The following is a 16709-nucleotide window of genomic DNA, read 5'->3' as shown; positions in this document are numbered from 1 at the left end:
AAACGGGGTGCCTGCACCTCTTTCTCCCGGTACCTGCCCAGTCGTGCCGAAAGGCCCGGTCGATCGGCCGCCCGGAGCGTGTCGAGCCGTCCGCTCAGCATTCGGCCGCACGCCCCGGGCGGCCAACGGGGTGACCGGAGCGGCTTCGGCCAACCCGGAGGCCCTACCATCCCCCTTGGGCATCCGCAGCAGCTCTGGGAGGCAGTCGCTCGTGACCGGTGCGGTGATCGATCTCAACGCGGACCTCGGTGAGGGGTTCGGACGCTGGACGCTGACCGATGACGAAGCCCTGCTCTCGGTCGTGACCAGTGCCAACGTGGCCTGCGGGTTCCACGCGGGCGACCCCGCCACGATGCGCCGGGTCTGCGCGCTGGCCGCCGAGCGCGGGGTGCGGATCGGCGCCCAGGTCTCCTACCGGGACCTGGCCGGCTTCGGGCGGCGGGCGATGGACGTGCCACCCGACGAACTCGCCGACGAGGTGGCCTACCAGATCGGCGCCCTGCAGGTGTTCGCCCGCGCGGCCGGCTCGCGGGTGAGCTACGTCAAACCGCACGGCGCCCTCTACAACCGGGTGGTGGCCGACAGCGAGCAGGCCGAGGCGGTGGTCGCGGGGGTGCTGCGGGCCGGCGCGGTCTGCGACGGGCCGCTGCCGGTGCTCGGGCTGCCGGGCTCCAAGCTGCTGGCGGTGGCCGAGGGGGTGGGCCTGCCCGCGGTGACCGAGGCCTTCGCCGACCGCGCCTACACCTGGGCCGGCACCCTGGTGCCGCGCAGCGACGCGGACGCCGTGGTGCACGACCCCGAGACGGTGATCGCCCGCGCGGTCGGGATGGCCAGGGACGGCCTGGTGACGGCGATCGGCGGCGAGCCGGTGGCGGTCGACGCCCGCTCGCTCTGCGTCCACGGCGACACCCCGGGGGCCACCCAGCTGGCCTGGCGGGTGCGCGGGGCGCTGGCCTCGGCCGGGATCCGGGTCGAGGCGTTCACCTGATGGACCGCCAGGGCGCGGTGACCGTCCGACCGGTGGGCGATCACGCGCTGCTCCTCGAAGTCGACTCCGGCCCCCAGGTGGCCGCGCTCTACGCCCGGCTGCTGGCCGAGCGGGCGCGCGGCGGGCTCGGCGAGGTGGCCGAGATCGTCCCGGCCGCGTGCACCGTCCTGCTGGACGGCCTGCCCAGGCCCGCCGAGCTGGCCGGGCGGCTCGGCGGCTGGCGGGTGGCCGGGGACGCCCCGCCCGAGGGGCCGCTGATCGAGATCCCGACCGTCTACGACGGCGCCGACCTGGCCACGGTGGCCGCGCACTGGGGGGTCACGCCCGCGGAGGCGGTCGCGCTGCACAGCGGGTTCGAGTACCGGGTGGCGTTCTGCGGCTTCTCGCCCGGCTTCGGCTATCTGACCGGCCTGCCCGCCCACCGGGCGGTGCCCCGCCGGGCCACCCCGCGCGCCGCGGTGCCGCCCGGCGCGGTGGCGGTGGCCGGCGAGTACACCGGGGTCTATCCGCGCTCCTCCCCCGGCGGCTGGCAACTGCTGGGCCGCACCGACCTGGTGCTCTGGGACGCCGACCGGCAGCCGCCCGCGCTGCTCACCCCGGGCGTGCGGGTGCGGTTCGTCCCCGTCCCCGCCCCTGCGGCGGCGCGCTGACCGACGGCCGGGCCCAGCCCGCGGCGCTCCGGCCCGCCCTGGCCCTCGGGTACGGTTCGTGCCGGCCCGGCGATGATCACCCCTGGTTGACCTTCCCCCTGGGGCAAGGCCCAGCATTCCTCCCACCGGGCCGAACGCCCGGTACGAGGAGGACCCACGGATGGACCTGCTGACCATCGGCGCCTTCGCCCGGGCCTGCGGGCTGACGCCGAAAGCACTGCGGCTCTACGACGAGCTGGGCCTGCTGCGCCCGGCCGAGGTGGACCCGGCCTCCGGCTACCGCTTCTACCGCCGCGAGCAGTTGGAGCGTGCCCGGCTGGTCGCCCACCTGCGCCGGATCGGCCTGCCGCTGGCCCGGATCGGCCGGCTCTGCGACCTGCCGCCCGACCGGGCGGCCGCCGAGCTGACCACCTACTGGGACACCGTGCTGGCCGACACCGCCGCCCGGCAGGACCTGGTGGACCTCCTCGTCGACCACCTCACCGGGAGTACGGGAATGACCAACACACTGGGGCTGCGCTACGCCGCCCGCACCGACCAGGGCCTGGTCCGGGCCCGCAACGAGGACGCCGCCTACGCCGGCGGCCACCTGGTGGCCGTCGCGGACGGCTTCGGCGGCCCGCAGGCGGCCGGGGCCGCGGTGGCGGCCCTGAAGGGCTTCGACCCGGCCGCCGTCGGCCCGGGCGACCTGCTGAACGCGCTGGCCGAGACGGTGCGCACCGGCGTCGAGGCGACCACGGGCGAGGCGGGCACCACGCTCACCGCGCTGCTGCTGGCCGGCTCGCGGCTGGCCCTGGTGCACATCGGGGACTCCCGGGCCTACCTGCTGCGCGAGGGCGAACTGTTCCAGATCACCCACGACCACACGCTCGTGCAGGCGATGGTGGACGAGGGCCGGATCACCGCCGCGGAGGCCGCCTCGCACCCGCAGCGCGCTCTGCTGCTGCGCGCGCTGAGCGGCCCGGCGGGCGATGCCCGGCCCGACCTGTCCCTGCACACCGCCCGGGCCGGGGACCGCTACCTGCTCTGCTCGGACGGGCTGAGCGCGGTGGTTCCCGAGGCCCGGCTGCACACCGCGCTGAGCACGATCGCCGAGCCCGAGCAGCTGGTGCAGCAGCTGATCGCGCTGGCCAACCGGGCGGGCGGCCCGGACAACATCGCCTGCGCGGTGGCCGACGTGGTCGCCGAGCCGGCCGACACGGCAGCCGAACCAGCGGCCGAACCGGCGGTAGCCGGCCGGGCGGTGTCCTAGCCCTAGGCTCCGGCCGGGCCGCGTGAGGTCAGCCGGCCACGCACCGCGGCGTGCACCTCGGCCTCCTCGGCCGGGTCGGCGGCCAGGCGGCGCAGCCGCTCCAGCACCCGGGCGTCGCCGGTGGTCACCACGTGGCGGGCGGCGAGTTCGCGGGTGGACTCCTCGCAGTCCCACAGGCACTCGACCGCGGTGCCGCAGGCGAAGTAGCGGTCGGTGGCGGCCAGCGCCTGCGCGGCCCGGCCGCGCAGGTCGGAGGAGGCCGCCTCACCGTAGATATGGCGCAGGATCGGCGCGGCTCCAGCGGCGGCCAGCCGCCCCACGCCGTCCACCAGGCCACCCAGTTCGGCGCCGCGCACGCCGTGCACCAGCACCCACCGCCGCAGGCCCGCCACCACCGCGGCGGCGTCGGACGGCTCGCCGATGTCGGCGAGCAGCAGCACCGCGGCCTCGCCGAGCGCGCTGTCCGCGCCGCCGGTGGCCGGGTCGGCCCAGCGGCGGGCCCGGGCCAGGGCGCGCGGGCCGCGCATCCGGGCCAGCACGTCGAGCGCCGCGCGCACCACCCGCTGGTCCGCGTCGGCGGCGGCCGCCTCGATCAGCTCGGTGAGCGCCGGATCGTCCTGGTCGACCAGGTGCCGCAGCGCGGCCCGGCGGGCGCCCTCGGCACCGTCGCGGGCGGCGGCGAGCAGGGTGTCGCGGTCCTCGGGCCTGGCCACGGCGGCCAGACAGCGGGCGGCGGCCGCCGCCCGGCGCTCGACGGCGTCCGGCTCGGGGCGGGTACCGGTGTCGGCCTGGTCGGCCTGGTCGGCCCAGGCGAGCACGTCGGCCACGCTCCAGCCCGGGGTCACCCCGCCCCGGTTCAGCTGCCGTTGCCACAGATCGAAGGGGGACTGCTCGCTGGCGGCGGCCACCCGCGGGTGGTGCTCGGCCCACAGGCGCCAGGCGCGTGGTTCGTAGGCGGCACGGATCGCCGCGCGCAGGTCGGCCTCGCCCTGCTCGGTGGCCGGGAAGCGGCCCAGCACGGCGGGGGCCAGCGCCAGCAGCGCCTCGTCCTCGTCGCGCAGTGCCAGCTCGTCCAGCGCCCAGGCCCAGTTGCCGCCGGTGGCGGCGTACTCGCGCAGCAGCAGCAGCGCGTCGCGCCGGCCGTAGCCGGCCAGGTGGCCGAGGACCGCCAGGGCCAGGCCGGTGCGGTGCTCGTCCAGGTCGAGCAGGTCGTCGGGGTGGCTCAGGTGCCGCTCGATGCCGCCGAGCGGGGCTTCCAGGTCCATGTAGACGCGTGCGTAGTAGAGGGAGCGGTTCTCGACCTGCCAGTCGCTGCGCGGGTCGCTGGTGACGCACTCCTCCAGGGCGGCGATCGCCTCGTCACGGTCGGCTGCGAGCGCGTGCAACTGCCCGTCACCGCGTCCTCGCTGGAGCAGGCCGAGGAGGCTGGCGCTTGGGGCTATCACGGGCTCGAACATGAGGTCAGCATCCGTTGCGGCGGTCGTCGAGGCAACGGGATTTCCGTCGCCGGGGGTCTGGTGGTCACGCTGGGCAGGCGCCCGGGCGCCGGAATCACTGTAGGTTACCGCCTGGCCGCCCTGGACGCACCCGCCTCGGCAGAACCGGCTCCGACCAGCGGTTTTCCCGAGGACTCGGCGGGCTCCACCGGATCGCGGGCCGATCCCACGGCGCAGCGCCCGGCGTCGGCCGGCCCGTCCTCGTCCACCGCCGCCGGGCGGCACCGCTGGCATATGCCAGATGAAAAGTCCTAGCGCTTTTGCGATTCCCCCCACACGGAGGGTGATGGTGTGCGACAGTCGTCCCACACCATCCCACCGCCCATCACCCTCACCCCGTGGGACATGTCGATGAGTCTCCCCCTGACCAGCGCACCCCCGGCCCCGACCACGGCGGCCGTCGAGTGGGACCTGCTCCGCGACACCGTGCGCTGGGAGGCGGACGCCTACCAGGTGCTCGCCCGCGATCCCGGCCTCGGCCCCTTGACGCTCGACCAGCTGCCGGGCCAGCTGGTGCCGCAGGACCGGCCGGCGCTCTGCCGGATGGTCACCGCGGCCCTGGTCCACGGACGACCGCTGGACGGCGTGGTCCGCCTGCTGACGCCCGGCGGCCAGGACGCCGCCGTGCACTGCTCGGGCCGCCCGGTGCTCGGGCCCGACGGCCAGGTCGTCTCACTGCGGATGCTGCTGCGCACGGCGGACTGAGCGCCGCGCTCCCGCCCCCTCTCTGCGGGCCGCCCCCTGCCTCGGACACCGTGTCGTAGCGCCCCCCTCGATCAGTTGCCGCCGAGCGCACATATGCTGTCGGCCGCAGCGTCGGCACAGGGCGGGCCTGCACCGAGGGAGGACCGATCATGGACAGCCAGATTCTTCACAAGGCCGCGTTCCTGCTGCACGACTGCCACGAGCCCGAGCAGATCGTGGTGGAGCGCCTCAAGGAGTACTTCCCCACCCTGAGCCTGGTCGAGCGCGAGCGCTACGTCCAGGAGGCCTGGGACCAGGTGCACAGCGCGGCTGTCGACACCCTCTGATCAGGGCTCCGCTCAAGGCTCCACCGAGTGGTGGAACCGGTCGGCCTCAGCCGGCGGGGCGGCGGGCCACCGGCACCGCCGCCCTGATCTCGGCCCGCAGCTCCGCCACCGCGGGCAGCCCCTGGTAGCGCGCGGCCAGCTGGTCCATCCGCCGCAGCCGGTCCCAGGTGCGGTGCGAGGAGGTGTCGCCGATCCTCGCCAGCACCGCTCTGGTCTGCAGCTCACCCTGCTCCGGCTCCCCGGTGATCCAGTGCACCGCGGCGAACGAGATCAGGTCGAAGATGCTGGACCGCTCCTGCCCCTGCCCCTCGCGCAACCGGATCGCGTCCGCCACCTGGGCCACCGCCCGCGGGGCCGCCGCCGGATCGTGCTCCGCCAGGGTGCGGTAGACCAGCGACTGCATGCCCCGCAGCTCGGCCTCGTTGAAGGTCTGCATCCAGCTCGGCTGCGGCTCGCCCGCCCCCCGCACGTACAGCTCCTCGGCCTCCCCGAGCAGCCGCACCACCTCCTGGGAGCGGCCGAGTGAGGCCTGCGCCCAGGCCTCGACCGTGTTGAACATCGCCCGGGTCAGCGGCGAGGTGTCCGGCCCGGCTCCGGCCCTGGCCATCCGCATCAGATCGAGCGCCTCGTCGGCCCGGCCGTAGTGCAGCAGTTGGCGGGCGCAGCGCGAGATCGCCTCACCCGCCCGTGGCCGGTCGCCGGCCTCCCGGGCGGCCTGGGCGGCGATCACGAAGTAGCGCTGCCCGGTCGCCTCCAGGCCGATGTCGTGCGACATCCAGCCGGCCAGCGCGGCCAGGTTGGCCGCCACCAGCCAGAGTCTGCGCGCCAGCTCCGGCGGATGCCGGTGGGTCAGCAGCCCGCCGACCTCGTTGAGCTGTCCGATCACCGCCTTGCGCTGCAGGCCGCCGCCGCGGGAGGCGTCCCAGGCCCGGAAGACCTCGAACGAGCGCTCCAGTGCCGCGACCTCCTCGACGCCGGCCGGCCCCGGCTCGTAGAGGTCCACGATCGGTTTGCCCGAACTCCCGGGCAGCTGCCCGGTGATCACCCGGCGGGCGCCGGGGCGTTCGGCGGCGTAGCTGACGCTCTCGCCGGAGAGCCAGCGGTGCAGGGAGTCGGGGATTGCTGAGAGGCCCGGCAGCACCGGGGCCGTATCGGCCTGTTGACGTCGGTTGAGCATGAGATCCATTCCCGTGAACTCGGTGAGGATCTCGGCCGTCCGCTCCGGCTCGTCGGCCGTGGCGCCACCCGCCCCGGCCGTGCTTGATCGCCGATGTCGCGCCAGACCGAGGTCCTCGATGGAGACGACACGGCCGAGCCGCTCGGTGAACACCGCGGCCAGCACCCGCGGCACCGGATCGCGCGGAACCTCCCCGCGCTCGATCCAACGCCGCACCCGCGAGGTGTCGGTGGAGAGCTGCTGCTGCCCCATCGCCGCACCGCGCCGGTTGACCAGCCGGGCCAGCTCACCCTTCGACCAACCGGTCAGGGCGAACAGATCCGCGAGTCTGGTGTTGGGTCCGCTGCTCACATCAAGCCCCCAGGCTCCTCGGCTGGTTCGAGCCTAATGGGCTGTCATGTGCCACGCGAGCATTCGCCAGGCTTCGCCAGGGCACGCCAACTGGTGAGCCAGTGCGCTCAAGGTGTCAGCTATGAATGCGCAACCCCACCCCGGGGCTCCGGATCCTTCCGGACCTTGGCAGCACTGGGCTCGGCGGTCCTGACCGGTCCGAGCACCGCGCTGACGGACCGCCCAGGCGGCCTGGCGAGGGGGGTGGCGCGACCGGGTGGCGCACGTCGGCGCCGGGCCCGGCCGCCGGGGCGGATCAGCGCATTTCCCCAGGGTGCGCGGGTCCGGGCAGGCGGCCGGACCCGGTCCGGCGTCCCATCCGACACCCGGCTCGCCGTCCGGTCCCACCCACCCCGGGCGGCCACCGCGCCGGGTACGCCGGAGCACACCCCCCGTGCACCGTCGCACGCACCAGCGAGTGGTGACGCCCAGCAGCACCGGTTGACGCCAGGGCGCCGCCGTCCAGCCCCCGCCGGACAGCCGCCTCTGGCTGACCTGACATATGCCGTCGGCAAGGAAGGGACTCCCTCCCCCTCATGTACTCCTCCGCGACTTCCCCCACCGCGCCCCGGACCGGCACCGTTCAACGGCCGCCCTCCTCCGTGGCGGTCCGCCGGCCCGGGCCGAAGCCAGCTCTGCCCGCCCGCCCCGCCGGGCGCATCGAGGCACCCGGGTTCCTGCCGCGAGCCGGCGAGCGCCTGCTGCGCCCCCGCGTGCCCCAGCCTGCCGCCCCCCTGGTGGAGCGGGTGGACACCGCCGCACTCGGCACCCCGGCCGTGCGGGCCGCGCTCGCCCACATCACGCGGATATGTCCCGCCTTCTCGGCGCGTCAGGTGCTGCGCGAGGACGGGGCGCACATCCTGATCACCGGGCTGATCGGCCGCACCGCCGTGGTCGCCAAGTGCCTCTCCCCGCAGGCGGTGCAGGGCGATCAGCGGGCTCTCCTGGTGGAGCGGTTCCGCCGCGAGGTGGCGATCTACCGAGCCTTCGTCCGGCACCGCCCGCCGGTGCGGATGCCGCGGCTGGTGGCGGCCGACCACGACCGCTGCGTGCTGGTGATGGAACGGATCCCGGGCCGCCCCGCCGCGGTCGAGCGCCACCCGGCCAACGCCCCGACCCCGGGCGAGGTGCGGGCGATGCTCGGCTCGATCCGCGCGCTGAACCTCTGGCGCCCGCCCACCGACGTCTTCCAGCAGCCGCTCGACTACCACTTCGAGATCGGCCGCTACCACTCGGTGGGACAGCTGACCGACCGCGACGCCGGCGACCTGCGCCAACTGATGCACGGTCTCTCGCACACCGGCTGGCAGCTGTGCCACGGCGACGCGCTGCTCAGCAACATCATGCTGGCGCCCTCGGGCCCGGTGCTGCTCGACTGGGAGCAGGCCGGCTGGTACCTGCCCGGCTACGACCTGGCGGTGCTGTGGAGCGTGCTCTCCGGGGACACCGCGGCGCGGCGGCAGATCAGCCAGCTCGCCCAGGTCGGCGGCACCGTGGCGCGGGACGCCTTCCTGGTCAACCTGGTGCTGGTGCTGATGCGCGAACTGCGGATCTACGACGTGCCGGGGGCCGGCGAGGAGCAGCGGCTGATGATCCGTCGGCTCTACGACGACGCGGCGCTCGCCCGTCGCGCGGTGCGGGCCGCGGTGGGGACGCGCTGAGTGGGGCCGGGTCAGCCGGCCCTGCCGGGTCGGCCGCTCCTCCTGGTTCGGCCGTTTCTCCTGGGCCGGCTGGGGAAGTTGGGACGACCGATCCGACTGGGACGACTGGATTCGGCCGACCCCTGGTCGGCCGGGGCCGCGCCGTCCGATGGCCGGTCAGACCCCGCGCGAGCGGGTGGCACGGGCCAGGGCGGCCCGACCCGTCTGTGCCAGCACCGCCTCCTCGTAGCGCCCGTGCTGCCGCGCGCTGAGCGCGTCGCGCAGGTAGCGCTCCAGCGGGTGGCGCCGGCTCAGGCCCGGGCTGCCGGTGAGCGCCACCGCCCGCTGCACCGCGTCCACCACCGCGCGGGTGACCAGCAGTTGGGCCGGGCCGGTGCGCTCCAGCGCCCCGGTCGCCCCCGCGTCGATCCGCGCCGCCAGACCCGTCACCAGTTCCTCCGCGCCGATCAGCGCACTCTCCACCTCGCCGAGTGCCACCTGGTAGCGCGGCAGGGTCCCCAGCGGCTCGGCCAGATTGGCCGGAGTGCGCTGGTTGAGGAAGCGCACCAGCCAGTCCCGGGCCGCCCGTCCGATACCGAGCTGTACCGCCGCCAGCGCCAGGTCCCGCCAGGCGGTGCCCGCCGCGGCCGCCGGATCGGCCTCGGCACCCGCCGCACCGGGCTCGCCCGGCACGGGCCGCAGCCCGAGGGCCGCTTCGACCGGCACCTCGACCCCGGTCAGGACCACGTCGTGGCCGGCACTGGCCCGCAGGCCCAGCTGGTCCCAGACCGGATCGACCTCGACCCCCGGGCTCTCGCCCCGGATCAGGAAGAGTCCGCTGCGCGGCCGCGCCTCCTCGGTCTCGGCCCGCACCACCAGCCAGGCCAGCGCCTCGGCTCCGGTGCAACCGCTCCACCGGCCCGTCAGCAGCCAGCCCGCGCCGTCCCGTCGGGCGGTCAGCGGTGGGGTCCGGCCGGGCTCCACCTCCAGCGTGTTCACCAGCGCGGGCCCGCGGCGGGACTCGGTCAGCAGCCGGCGGTAGGCGGCGGCCGGCCAGTAGGCGGCGCGCGCCTGCTCGGCGTGGAGCAGCAGGGTGCAGGCGGTGACCAGGGCCACCGAGGCGTCGCCGCGCCCGAGTTCGGCCAGCACCTGGACGGTGTCGGCGAGCGTGCCGCCCGGCCCGCCGAAGCGCTGACCGACCGTCAGGGTGAGCAGGCCGGCCTCGTGCACCGCCTCGATGCCCTGGTAGGGGAAGGTCGCATCGCGGTCGTGCTCCTCGGCGCGGGCGGCCAACAGGTCCACCACCCGGGGCAGTCCGGCCAGCGCCTCGGCAATGTCGGCCCGCTGCCCGCCTGCTGACGGGTGGTCGACCGAGGAGTGGTCGACCGGCGAGTGGGCGGCATGGGGACGGGCGGCGAGCGGGCGTTCGGAACGTGTGGTCATGGCGCTGCTGCCTCCGGGCGGCCGGCGTGGGGCTCGGCAGCCGGGACGGCTGCGCGGTGCGGTGGGGGCGTACGGGAAACCCGAGGCAGGAGCCGGCCCCGGAGCGATCGGGGCGGCAGGCTCGTCCTCGGCCGGGGGCCGGCTGGAATCGCCGGGCAGGCCCCTAGGGACAGATCGCGCTGGCGGTCCGCCGCAGGTCCAGATAGCTGCGCCTGGTCAGCAGCGGGCGGCGGGACGGCATGCCGTGACTGTACGAAGTGTTGATCGAGCCCGTCAAGCAATGGTCGAACACCTGACGGAACGGTCGTGGCACCGGACGGCTGCCGGTCGCCGCCCGTTCGGGTTTCGTCAAGGCGGTTACCGGTCCGGTGCGAGAAGGTCCGGTCAGCTCTGCTGGAAGAGGTCCGCCGGCAGCGGCTTGAGCAGCTGGTAGAGATCATCCGCGATCGGCCGGTCCCAGGAGGCGATGGTGACCTGCACCTGGTCGCTGCGGTCGAACTGGGCGCAGAACACCCGCTCCTCGGAGACCTTGACCTTCTTCACGATCAGCAGGTCATCGCCGAGCATCACCGGGAAGTCCTCGGCCGACACGAACTCGACCGGCTCGTCCAGCTCCAGCGCCGCCAGCAGCTGTCTGACCTCGAACGGCACACCGTCCGCGGTGTCGCGCGCGGGCGAGCCCTCGGGCAGGTTGCCGATGAACATCGCCGGGCCGCGACCGCCGAACAGGTCGTAGCGCAGGAAGATCCCCTGGCAGGAGCCGTCCGGGCCGGTCATCACCGCGGCGCCGAAGAGGCCTGGCCAGTCGCCCGGGTCCATCGCGAGGACGTCGAAGTCCGGGCCCGCGGGGGTGCCGGAGCGTCGGCGGAGAAATGACATGTCGCCATCGTACGTGCCCGGGGGCGCGCGACCGCACGGGGCGGCGCCGAGGCGCGTTCGCCGGACGTTCACAAGGGCGCGAGCTCCACGCTCCGAGACGAATGTTGACGCTGAGCAACCGTCCGGGCTACGGTCGCGGATGTACGGCAGCTGCTGTGGTCCGTCCACGTGGGGGTGGCCTGCTGTGGCGCATTCGTGTGCGCCCATCCTCCGTTGGCACACCGTCGTGCGGCGACTGTGGCTGTTGCGCTAGTGAGTTTGCCCGAGTCTGTCACTCTTTCACCCAAAGCCTGGTTCACGGGTTCCCCGACTTCGTCGCGCTCGTGAACCGCGCCCGGGACACCGACGCGTGGGGGCGTTCGGATCCCGGGCACCGGCGGCCTGGACCTTCAGGGTCCCGCCGCCAGCCTCCCGGCGACGGGACCGGTCCACTCGGGTCGGCCCCGGGGAACCTCGGGAGGGAGCCCGGTTTCGCGAACCGGGTCGCACAGCAGGCGTCGTGCACGACCGCGTGGGGGCGGTCGGCACGGCGCCTGTCTGTTGTGCGCACCGTCTGCGGCCGGTGCGGGAAACACGAAGGCCGCCGGTCGGTGGACCGGCGGCCCCTGGCCGAGGCTTCGCGGCTCAGGTCAGGTCGAACTCGCCGTCCTGGGCGCCGAGCACGAAGGCCCGCCACTCCTCCGGCGTGAAGACCAGCACCGGGCCATCCGGAAAACGCCCGTCGCGCATGGCGATGTAGCCGTCGACGAAGGCGATCTGCACATCACCCGGCGAGCCGTCCTCCTGCTTCGCGGAGAGCCACTCCGCGCCGGTGGTGTCCAACTTGGGCTTGCGCGCCGCCGGCACGGACTCCGCGCCCTGGGCGCTCTGGCCGGCCCCGGTGGTCTCGGTTGTCACTGGTCGTGCTCCTCCCGAACGTCCTTCAGGGGGGTCAGCGTAACGGCCGGCGGCCCGGCCCGGGCGGCGTGTGCACGAACTCCGCTCCCGGCGGGCGTCCTCGGCCGGAACCGGCCCGGACCGTCGGCAATCGTGCTAGGGCCTGTGGCACGGATCCCGCTGAGCCCGGCCCGACCGGCCCGACCGGCCCGACCGGCGCGGCGGGCCCCGGGCGGCGAGCCGCGTTTGCGAGAGTGGGCACGGTCGGCGCCGGTCGGGCGCGGCCCCCGCGCGCGGGCGGCGGCGGGAGAGGCCGGGAGAGCTGGGAGCAGCCGATGGGGCAGATCAGCCCGCGAGGCGGGAACGGGGCGGACGTCATCCCGATCGGGGAGGCGCCGTCGGCCGCCCGGGTACCGAGCCAGGCCCCGCTGCGCTCGGCCGCGCTGGGCCGGGTCGGCGTGGTCCTGGTCTCGCACAGCCGGGAGCTGGCGCAGGACACCGCGGACCTGGCCCGCGCCATGTCGGCAACGGACGATCCGGCCCCCGTCGCGGCCACCGGCGGACACCCCGGCGACGGCCTGGGCAGCAGCGCGCTGCTGATCGCGGCGGCGGCCCGGCGGGTGGACCAGGGCCACGGCGTGGCGGTGCTGGCCGACCTCCCGTCAGCCGTCCAGACGGTGGCCGCCGTGCTGGCCGCGGCCGACGAGCACGGCCTGCCGTTCCCGGTGCGGTTCGCCGACGCGCCGTTCGTGGAGGGCGCGGTGGCGGCCGTGCTGACCGCCTCGGCCGGCGGCGACCTGGCCGCGGTGGTGGAGGCCGCGGAGGAGACCTACCGGCAGCGCAAGTTCTGAGCCGGCACCGGTATTTCCGCAGGCCGGGCGGAAGCTATGAGTCCGCTCTCAACCGCCGACAGGGTCTACACGGACCGTGTCCGGTCGGCTACGATCGGCTCTGCGCCGGGCCGGTGCGGCACAGGTTGTCCCGGCTACGCGGCCTGACCGACGAGCCCTCGTACTTCCGGGAGGAGGCCCCGCGATGCGCGTGGTCGTCACCGGCGGAGCCGGTTTCATCGGCGCCAACGTGGTGGCCGCGCTGCTGGAGCGTCCCGGGACCGCCGAGGTCCGGGTGGTCGACGAGTTCAGCGGCGGCGACGAGGCCGACCTGGCCGGCTGCGACGCCGCGCCGCGATCGGTGGCCGCCCCGCCGGCGAGCCATGAGGTCAACACACCGGCACGCCCCAGGTCCTGGAGGCGGCCCGGCGGGCCGGCGGTCTCCATCTCGCGGCGGCCTCCTCGTCCTCGGTCCACGGAGCCGACCGCGAGCTGCCCGAGCGCGAGATCATGCGGGCCGAACCGCTGAGCCCCTACGCGGCGGGCAAGCCGGCCGCCTTTGGCGACCTGACGGCCGCCGCACTGGCCGGCCGACCGTTGACGGTCGAGTGCTTCCGCACCCAGCCGGCCGCCGGGGCGTCCTGACCCACCGTCCGCCCCCGGTGCCGAGCCTCCCGGTACGGCCCGTCCGAGTACAGCCCGGTCACGGCACAGCCCCGCCCCCGCACAGCCCGCGCCCATGGCGCTCGGGTGCGGCAGATGTGTGGGGCTCGAAACGGTTCAAGCTGTCGTACCCATCGCGTACAACCATCCACATGACGTACGAGTCGGTAGTACGTAGAGCGATCTCCTTGCCGGGTCCGCCCGGCCGCGCCTTGGGGGCACTGTGCCGCGACCGGATGCCAGCACGCCGGACCAGATGAACACGCCTGACCTGCGGTCGGCCGCGTGGTCGGCGATCACGCCCGAGATGGTCGGGCCCAGGTCACGCCCGGCCCTGGCCGTCGCCCCCGGGCAGCCGGTGGCGGCCGAGGCCGGTGTGCCGCCCGGCACCGACCGGCTCGTGCACTGGCTGCGCCACTCCCCCGCCCAGCCGCTCTTCCGCGCCCGCGCGGCCCGTCGGCTGGCGGTGCTCGCCTACCGGCGGGTGACCGACCGGCGTGCCTTCGGCGCGCAGTTGGACCGGCTGTGCCGCGTCGCCGTCCCGGTGTCGCTGCCGGCCCTGGAGCAGGCGCTGCGCGAGGGCCGGCCACTGCCGCCGCGCAGTGTGCTGATCACCTTCGACGACGCCGACCGCGGTGTGCTGGACCACGCGCTGCCCGCACTGACCGCCCGCCGCCTGCCCGCGGTCGCCTTCGTGGTCACCGAACTGGTCGGCACCGACCGCCCGTCCTGGCGCCAGGAGGCAGCCTTCCTGCTGGCCAACGGCGGCCACGCGCGCGCCGTCACCGCCGACGGCCTGCCCGCGCGGCTGGCCCAGCTGGCCTCGCTGCCCGACCCGGACCGCCGCCGCAGCCTGCACGAGCTGCGGGTCAGCTCGCCGGCCCGCCCGCCGCGCCGCCAGCGGCTGACGCCGGAGCAGTTGCGCCTGCTGGCGGCCGGACAGGTGGCGATCGGGAGCCAGACCCTCGGCGATCCGGAGCTGCGGCGCTGCGACGACGACACCGTGCAGGCCGAGATCCGCACCGCGCACCGGACCCTGACCGGCTGGCTCGGCACCGCCCCCACCGCCTTCGCCTACCCCGGCGGCGGCCACGATGTGCGCGCGGCCCGGCTGCTCACCGAACTCGGCTACCGCAGCGCGTTCCTGGCCGATCACCGGCTCAATCCGCGGCTGCCGCGCGAGGCGTTGCGGGTCAGCCGGCTGACGGTGGACCCGGGGTGCGACGGGGATCAGTTCGAGGCGGTCCTGTCGGGTCTGCACCCGGCGGTCAGCCGCTGGCGCGGAGCGCAGCGCCTGGTCGGCAGCTGACCACCGGGCCGGGCACGTCATCGGCGCGCGCCGCCCGGGGTCCGTTGCGTCAGTGCGCGCCGGCCGCCACGCTCGACACCTGGCCGAGCGCCCGACCCTGCGGGTAGCAGGCCGCCGCCGCGGGCAGCGGGCTCGGCCGGCCGGCGTGCAGCACCGTCAGCGTGCCGCTTCCCTGACGGGCCACGGCCTCGGCCGGCAGCCGGCGCAGCACCTGGGCGACCACCGCGTCGGCGGAGCCGTGCAGTACCAGCTCCGGGTGCGAGGTCGGCGCGAGCGCCGCGCGGATCGACTCGGCGACCAGCTCGTAATGCGTGCAGCCGAGCACCACGGCCTCCGTGCCCGGCGGGGTGAGCGCCGCCGCGGCCGCGATCGCCGCGGCCTGGGCCGCCCCGTCGGCGTGCTCCACCGCGTCGGCCAGTCCGGGGCACGGGACCTCGGTCACCTGGGCGTCATCCGCGAAGTCCGCGATCAGCGCGCGCTGGTAGGGGCTGCCGGTGGTGGCCGGGGTGGCCCAGATCGCCACCGGGCCGCCGCCGCGGGCGGCCGGCTTGATCGCCGGCACGGTGCCGATCACCGGCAGCTCGGGCTCCAACTCGGCGCGGATCGCGGCCAGCGCGTGCACGGTGGCGGTGTTGCAGGCCACCACCAGCGCGTCCGGACGCTGTGCGGCCGCCGCCCGGGCGCAGCCCAGCGCGTGCTCGATGAGGTCCTCGGTGGTCCGCAGTCCCCAGGGCATGCTCTCGGGGTCGCTGGAAAGTACGAGATCAACGTCCGGTCGCAGGTTCCGCAGAGCGGCCGCGGCCGGAAGCAATCCGATTCCGGAGTCCATCAGTGCGATCTTCACAGGGTACGACCCTAGCGGATCCGGCCAGGTGACCTTCTGAAGCGGTGCCGCTGCGGCAGACTGCCGGCGTGACGCTGCTGCCGTGGGTGACCGCTGTGACCGGACTGTCGCTGCTCTGCTGGCTCTGGCTGGCCTGCTGCCAGGGCCTCTTCTGGCGCACCGATCTGCGGATGCCGCCGCACCGGCCCGAGCCGGTGCTCTGGCCCGCGGTCGCGATCGTGGTGCCGGCCCGGGACGAGGCCGCGGTGCTGCCGCTGAGCCTGCCGGGGCTGCTGGCCCAGAAGTACCCGGGGCGGGCCCGGGTGATCCTGGTGGACGACCACAGCTCGGACGGCACCGCGGACGTCGCCCGCGCGCTGGCCGACCAGTGCCCGGAGGGTCTGCCGCTCACCGTGACCACCCCGCCCGCGCTGCCGGCCGGCTGGACCGGAAAGCTCTGGGCGGTGCGGCACGGGGTGGAGCTGGCGGGCGAGGTCGAGTGGCTGCTGCTCACCGACGCCGACATCGCGCACGGCCCGGAGACCCTGGCCGCACTGGTCTCCGGGGCCCAGGCCGGGCGGCTCGACCTGGTCTCGCAGATGGCCCGGCTGCGCACCGAGACCCGCTGGGAGCAGCTGATCGTGCCGGCTTTCGTCTACTTCTTCGCCCAGCTCTACCCGTTCCGCTGGAGCAACCGCCCCGGCGCACGGACGGCCGCGGCCGCCGGCGGCTGCTCGCTGGTGCGGCGCGAGGCGCTGGAGCGGGCCGGCGGGGTGGCCGCGATCCGCGGCGCGGTGATCGATGACGTCTCACTGGCCCGGGCCGTCAAGCGCGGCGGCGGCCGGACCTGGCTGGGCCTGGCCGAGCGGCCCGAGGAGCTGCGGGTGCTCAGCGTGCGCCCCTATCCCGGGCTCGGCCCGCTGTGGCGGATGGTCTCGCGCAGCGCGTACGCCCAGCTGCGGCACTCGCCGCCGCTGCTGCTCGGGACGGTGCTCGGCCTGGCGCTGATCTACCTGGTTCCCCCGGTCGCGACCGTGGCCGGGCCGCTGACCGGTCACTGGGGACTGGCGGCCACCGGGGCGGCGGCCTGGGCCCTGCTGACGGCGACCTACCTGCCGATGACCCGCTACTACGACCGCCCGGCCCCGGCCGCGCTGCTGCTGCCGTTCACCGCTCTGCTCTATCTGCTGATGACGGTGGACTCGGCGGTGCAGCACTACCGCGGCCGGGGCGCGGCCTGGAAGGGCCGCACGTACTAGATG

Annotated in this window: 16 protein-coding genes and 1 pseudogene; 11 read left to right on the top strand and 6 right to left on the bottom strand. The window is 75.3% G+C overall.

Going from position 1 to position 16709, the window contains the following annotated elements:
- The first annotated feature begins 211 nt into the window (after positions 1-211).
- From ACFZB9_RS31835 to ACFZB9_RS31825, 3 genes are all read left to right on the top strand, one after another.
- Positions 212-988 (top strand): LamB/YcsF family protein, encoded by a 777-nt coding sequence (locus ACFZB9_RS31835; protein WP_391452998.1) that lies wholly within the window; start codon positions 212-214, stop codon positions 986-988.
- Positions 988-1638 carry a 5-oxoprolinase subunit PxpB gene (gene pxpB / locus ACFZB9_RS31830; protein WP_391452996.1) on the top strand — a complete coding sequence of 217 codons (651 nt, stop codon included), beginning with the start codon at positions 988-990 and terminating at the stop codon, positions 1636-1638. Before ACFZB9_RS31835 ends, pxpB begins: the two co-directional genes overlap by 1 nt.
- A gap of 160 nt (positions 1639-1798) precedes the next feature.
- Complete coding sequence (locus ACFZB9_RS31825; protein WP_391452995.1) at positions 1799-2890, top strand: MerR family transcriptional regulator; 1092 nt, start codon at positions 1799-1801, stop codon at positions 2888-2890.
- Between the two features lie 2 nt (positions 2891-2892).
- Here the strand turns inward: ACFZB9_RS31825 and ACFZB9_RS31820 are convergent, their stop codons facing one another.
- Positions 2893-4347, bottom strand: coding sequence for a HEAT repeat domain-containing protein (locus ACFZB9_RS31820; protein ID WP_391452994.1), 1455 nt, complete (start codon positions 4345-4347; stop codon positions 2893-2895).
- A 390-nt stretch (positions 4348-4737) separates the two neighbouring features.
- On the opposite strand from ACFZB9_RS31820, the gene ACFZB9_RS31815 reads away from it, so the two are divergent.
- Both ACFZB9_RS31815 and ACFZB9_RS31810 read left to right on the top strand, forming a co-directional pair.
- On the top strand, positions 4738-5091 hold the full coding sequence (locus ACFZB9_RS31815; protein WP_391452992.1) for a PAS domain-containing protein: 354 nt from the start codon (positions 4738-4740) through the stop codon (positions 5089-5091).
- 149 nt (positions 5092-5240) lie between these two features.
- Positions 5241-5417, top strand: coding sequence for a hypothetical protein (locus ACFZB9_RS31810; RefSeq protein WP_391452991.1), 177 nt, complete (start codon positions 5241-5243; stop codon positions 5415-5417).
- Positions 5418-5463: 46 nt separating this feature from the next.
- Here the strand turns inward: ACFZB9_RS31810 and ACFZB9_RS31805 are convergent, their stop codons facing one another.
- The gene (locus ACFZB9_RS31805) at positions 5464-6945 is read right to left on the bottom strand and encodes a hypothetical protein (protein ID WP_391452990.1); all 1482 of its coding nucleotides are present in this window, start codon (positions 6943-6945) and stop codon (positions 5464-5466) included.
- 575 nt (positions 6946-7520) lie between these two features.
- On the opposite strand from ACFZB9_RS31805, the gene ACFZB9_RS31800 reads away from it, so the two are divergent.
- Complete coding sequence (locus ACFZB9_RS31800) at positions 7521-8645, top strand: phosphotransferase (protein WP_391452988.1); 1125 nt, start codon at positions 7521-7523, stop codon at positions 8643-8645.
- Between the two features lie 156 nt (positions 8646-8801).
- Here ACFZB9_RS31800 and ACFZB9_RS31795 read toward each other — a convergent pair whose 3' ends face one another.
- The 3 genes from ACFZB9_RS31795 to ACFZB9_RS31785 form a co-directional block, all read right to left on the bottom strand.
- Positions 8802-10067: an acyl-CoA dehydrogenase family protein gene (locus ACFZB9_RS31795; protein WP_391452986.1), complete on the bottom strand. Its 1266-nt coding sequence runs from the start codon at positions 10065-10067 to the stop codon at positions 8802-8804.
- A 384-nt stretch (positions 10068-10451) separates the two neighbouring features.
- Positions 10452-10946 carry a hypothetical protein gene (locus ACFZB9_RS31790; RefSeq protein ID WP_391452984.1) on the bottom strand — a complete coding sequence of 165 codons (495 nt, stop codon included), beginning with the start codon at positions 10944-10946 and terminating at the stop codon, positions 10452-10454.
- Positions 10947-11570: 624 nt separating this feature from the next.
- Positions 11571-11792 carry a DUF397 domain-containing protein gene (locus ACFZB9_RS31785; RefSeq protein WP_327071759.1) on the bottom strand — a complete coding sequence of 74 codons (222 nt, stop codon included), beginning with the start codon at positions 11790-11792 and terminating at the stop codon, positions 11571-11573.
- A gap of 365 nt (positions 11793-12157) precedes the next feature.
- Here ACFZB9_RS31785 and ACFZB9_RS31780 point away from each other — a divergent pair, with 365 nt between their 5' ends.
- The 4 genes and pseudogenes from ACFZB9_RS31780 (at position 12158) to ACFZB9_RS31765 (ending at position 14624) form a co-directional block, all read left to right on the top strand.
- The gene (locus tag ACFZB9_RS31780; protein WP_391452982.1) at positions 12158-12673 is read left to right on the top strand and encodes a PTS-dependent dihydroxyacetone kinase phosphotransferase subunit DhaM; all 516 of its coding nucleotides are present in this window, start codon (positions 12158-12160) and stop codon (positions 12671-12673) included.
- Between the two features lie 184 nt (positions 12674-12857).
- Positions 12858-12926, top strand: a pseudogene (locus tag ACFZB9_RS31775) (NAD-dependent epimerase/dehydratase family protein); the annotation flags it as partial.
- Between the two features lie 140 nt (positions 12927-13066).
- On the top strand, positions 13067-13297 hold the full coding sequence (locus ACFZB9_RS31770; protein ID WP_391453091.1) for a hypothetical protein: 231 nt from the start codon (positions 13067-13069) through the stop codon (positions 13295-13297).
- A 274-nt stretch (positions 13298-13571) separates the two neighbouring features.
- Positions 13572-14624 carry a polysaccharide deacetylase family protein gene (locus tag ACFZB9_RS31765; protein WP_391452980.1) on the top strand — a complete coding sequence of 351 codons (1053 nt, stop codon included), beginning with the start codon at positions 13572-13574 and terminating at the stop codon, positions 14622-14624.
- Between the two features lie 49 nt (positions 14625-14673).
- Here ACFZB9_RS31765 and ACFZB9_RS31760 read toward each other — a convergent pair whose 3' ends face one another.
- Positions 14674-15468, bottom strand: coding sequence for a glutamate racemase (locus ACFZB9_RS31760; RefSeq protein WP_391452979.1), 795 nt, complete (start codon positions 15466-15468; stop codon positions 14674-14676).
- Positions 15469-15536: 68 nt separating this feature from the next.
- Between ACFZB9_RS31760 and ACFZB9_RS31755 the strand changes: the two genes are divergently transcribed.
- Positions 15537-16706 (top strand): glycosyltransferase, encoded by a 1170-nt coding sequence (locus ACFZB9_RS31755; RefSeq protein WP_391452978.1) that lies wholly within the window; start codon positions 15537-15539, stop codon positions 16704-16706.
- Positions 16707-16709: the final 3 nt, after the last annotated feature.

The sequence above is a fragment of the Kitasatospora sp. NPDC008050 genome (assembly GCF_042957465.1).
Taxonomy (GTDB): Bacteria; Actinomycetota; Actinomycetes; order Streptomycetales; family Streptomycetaceae; genus Kitasatospora.
The sequence above is the reverse complement of the archived record's forward strand: the minus strand, read 5'-3'. Positions and strand labels throughout refer to the sequence as shown.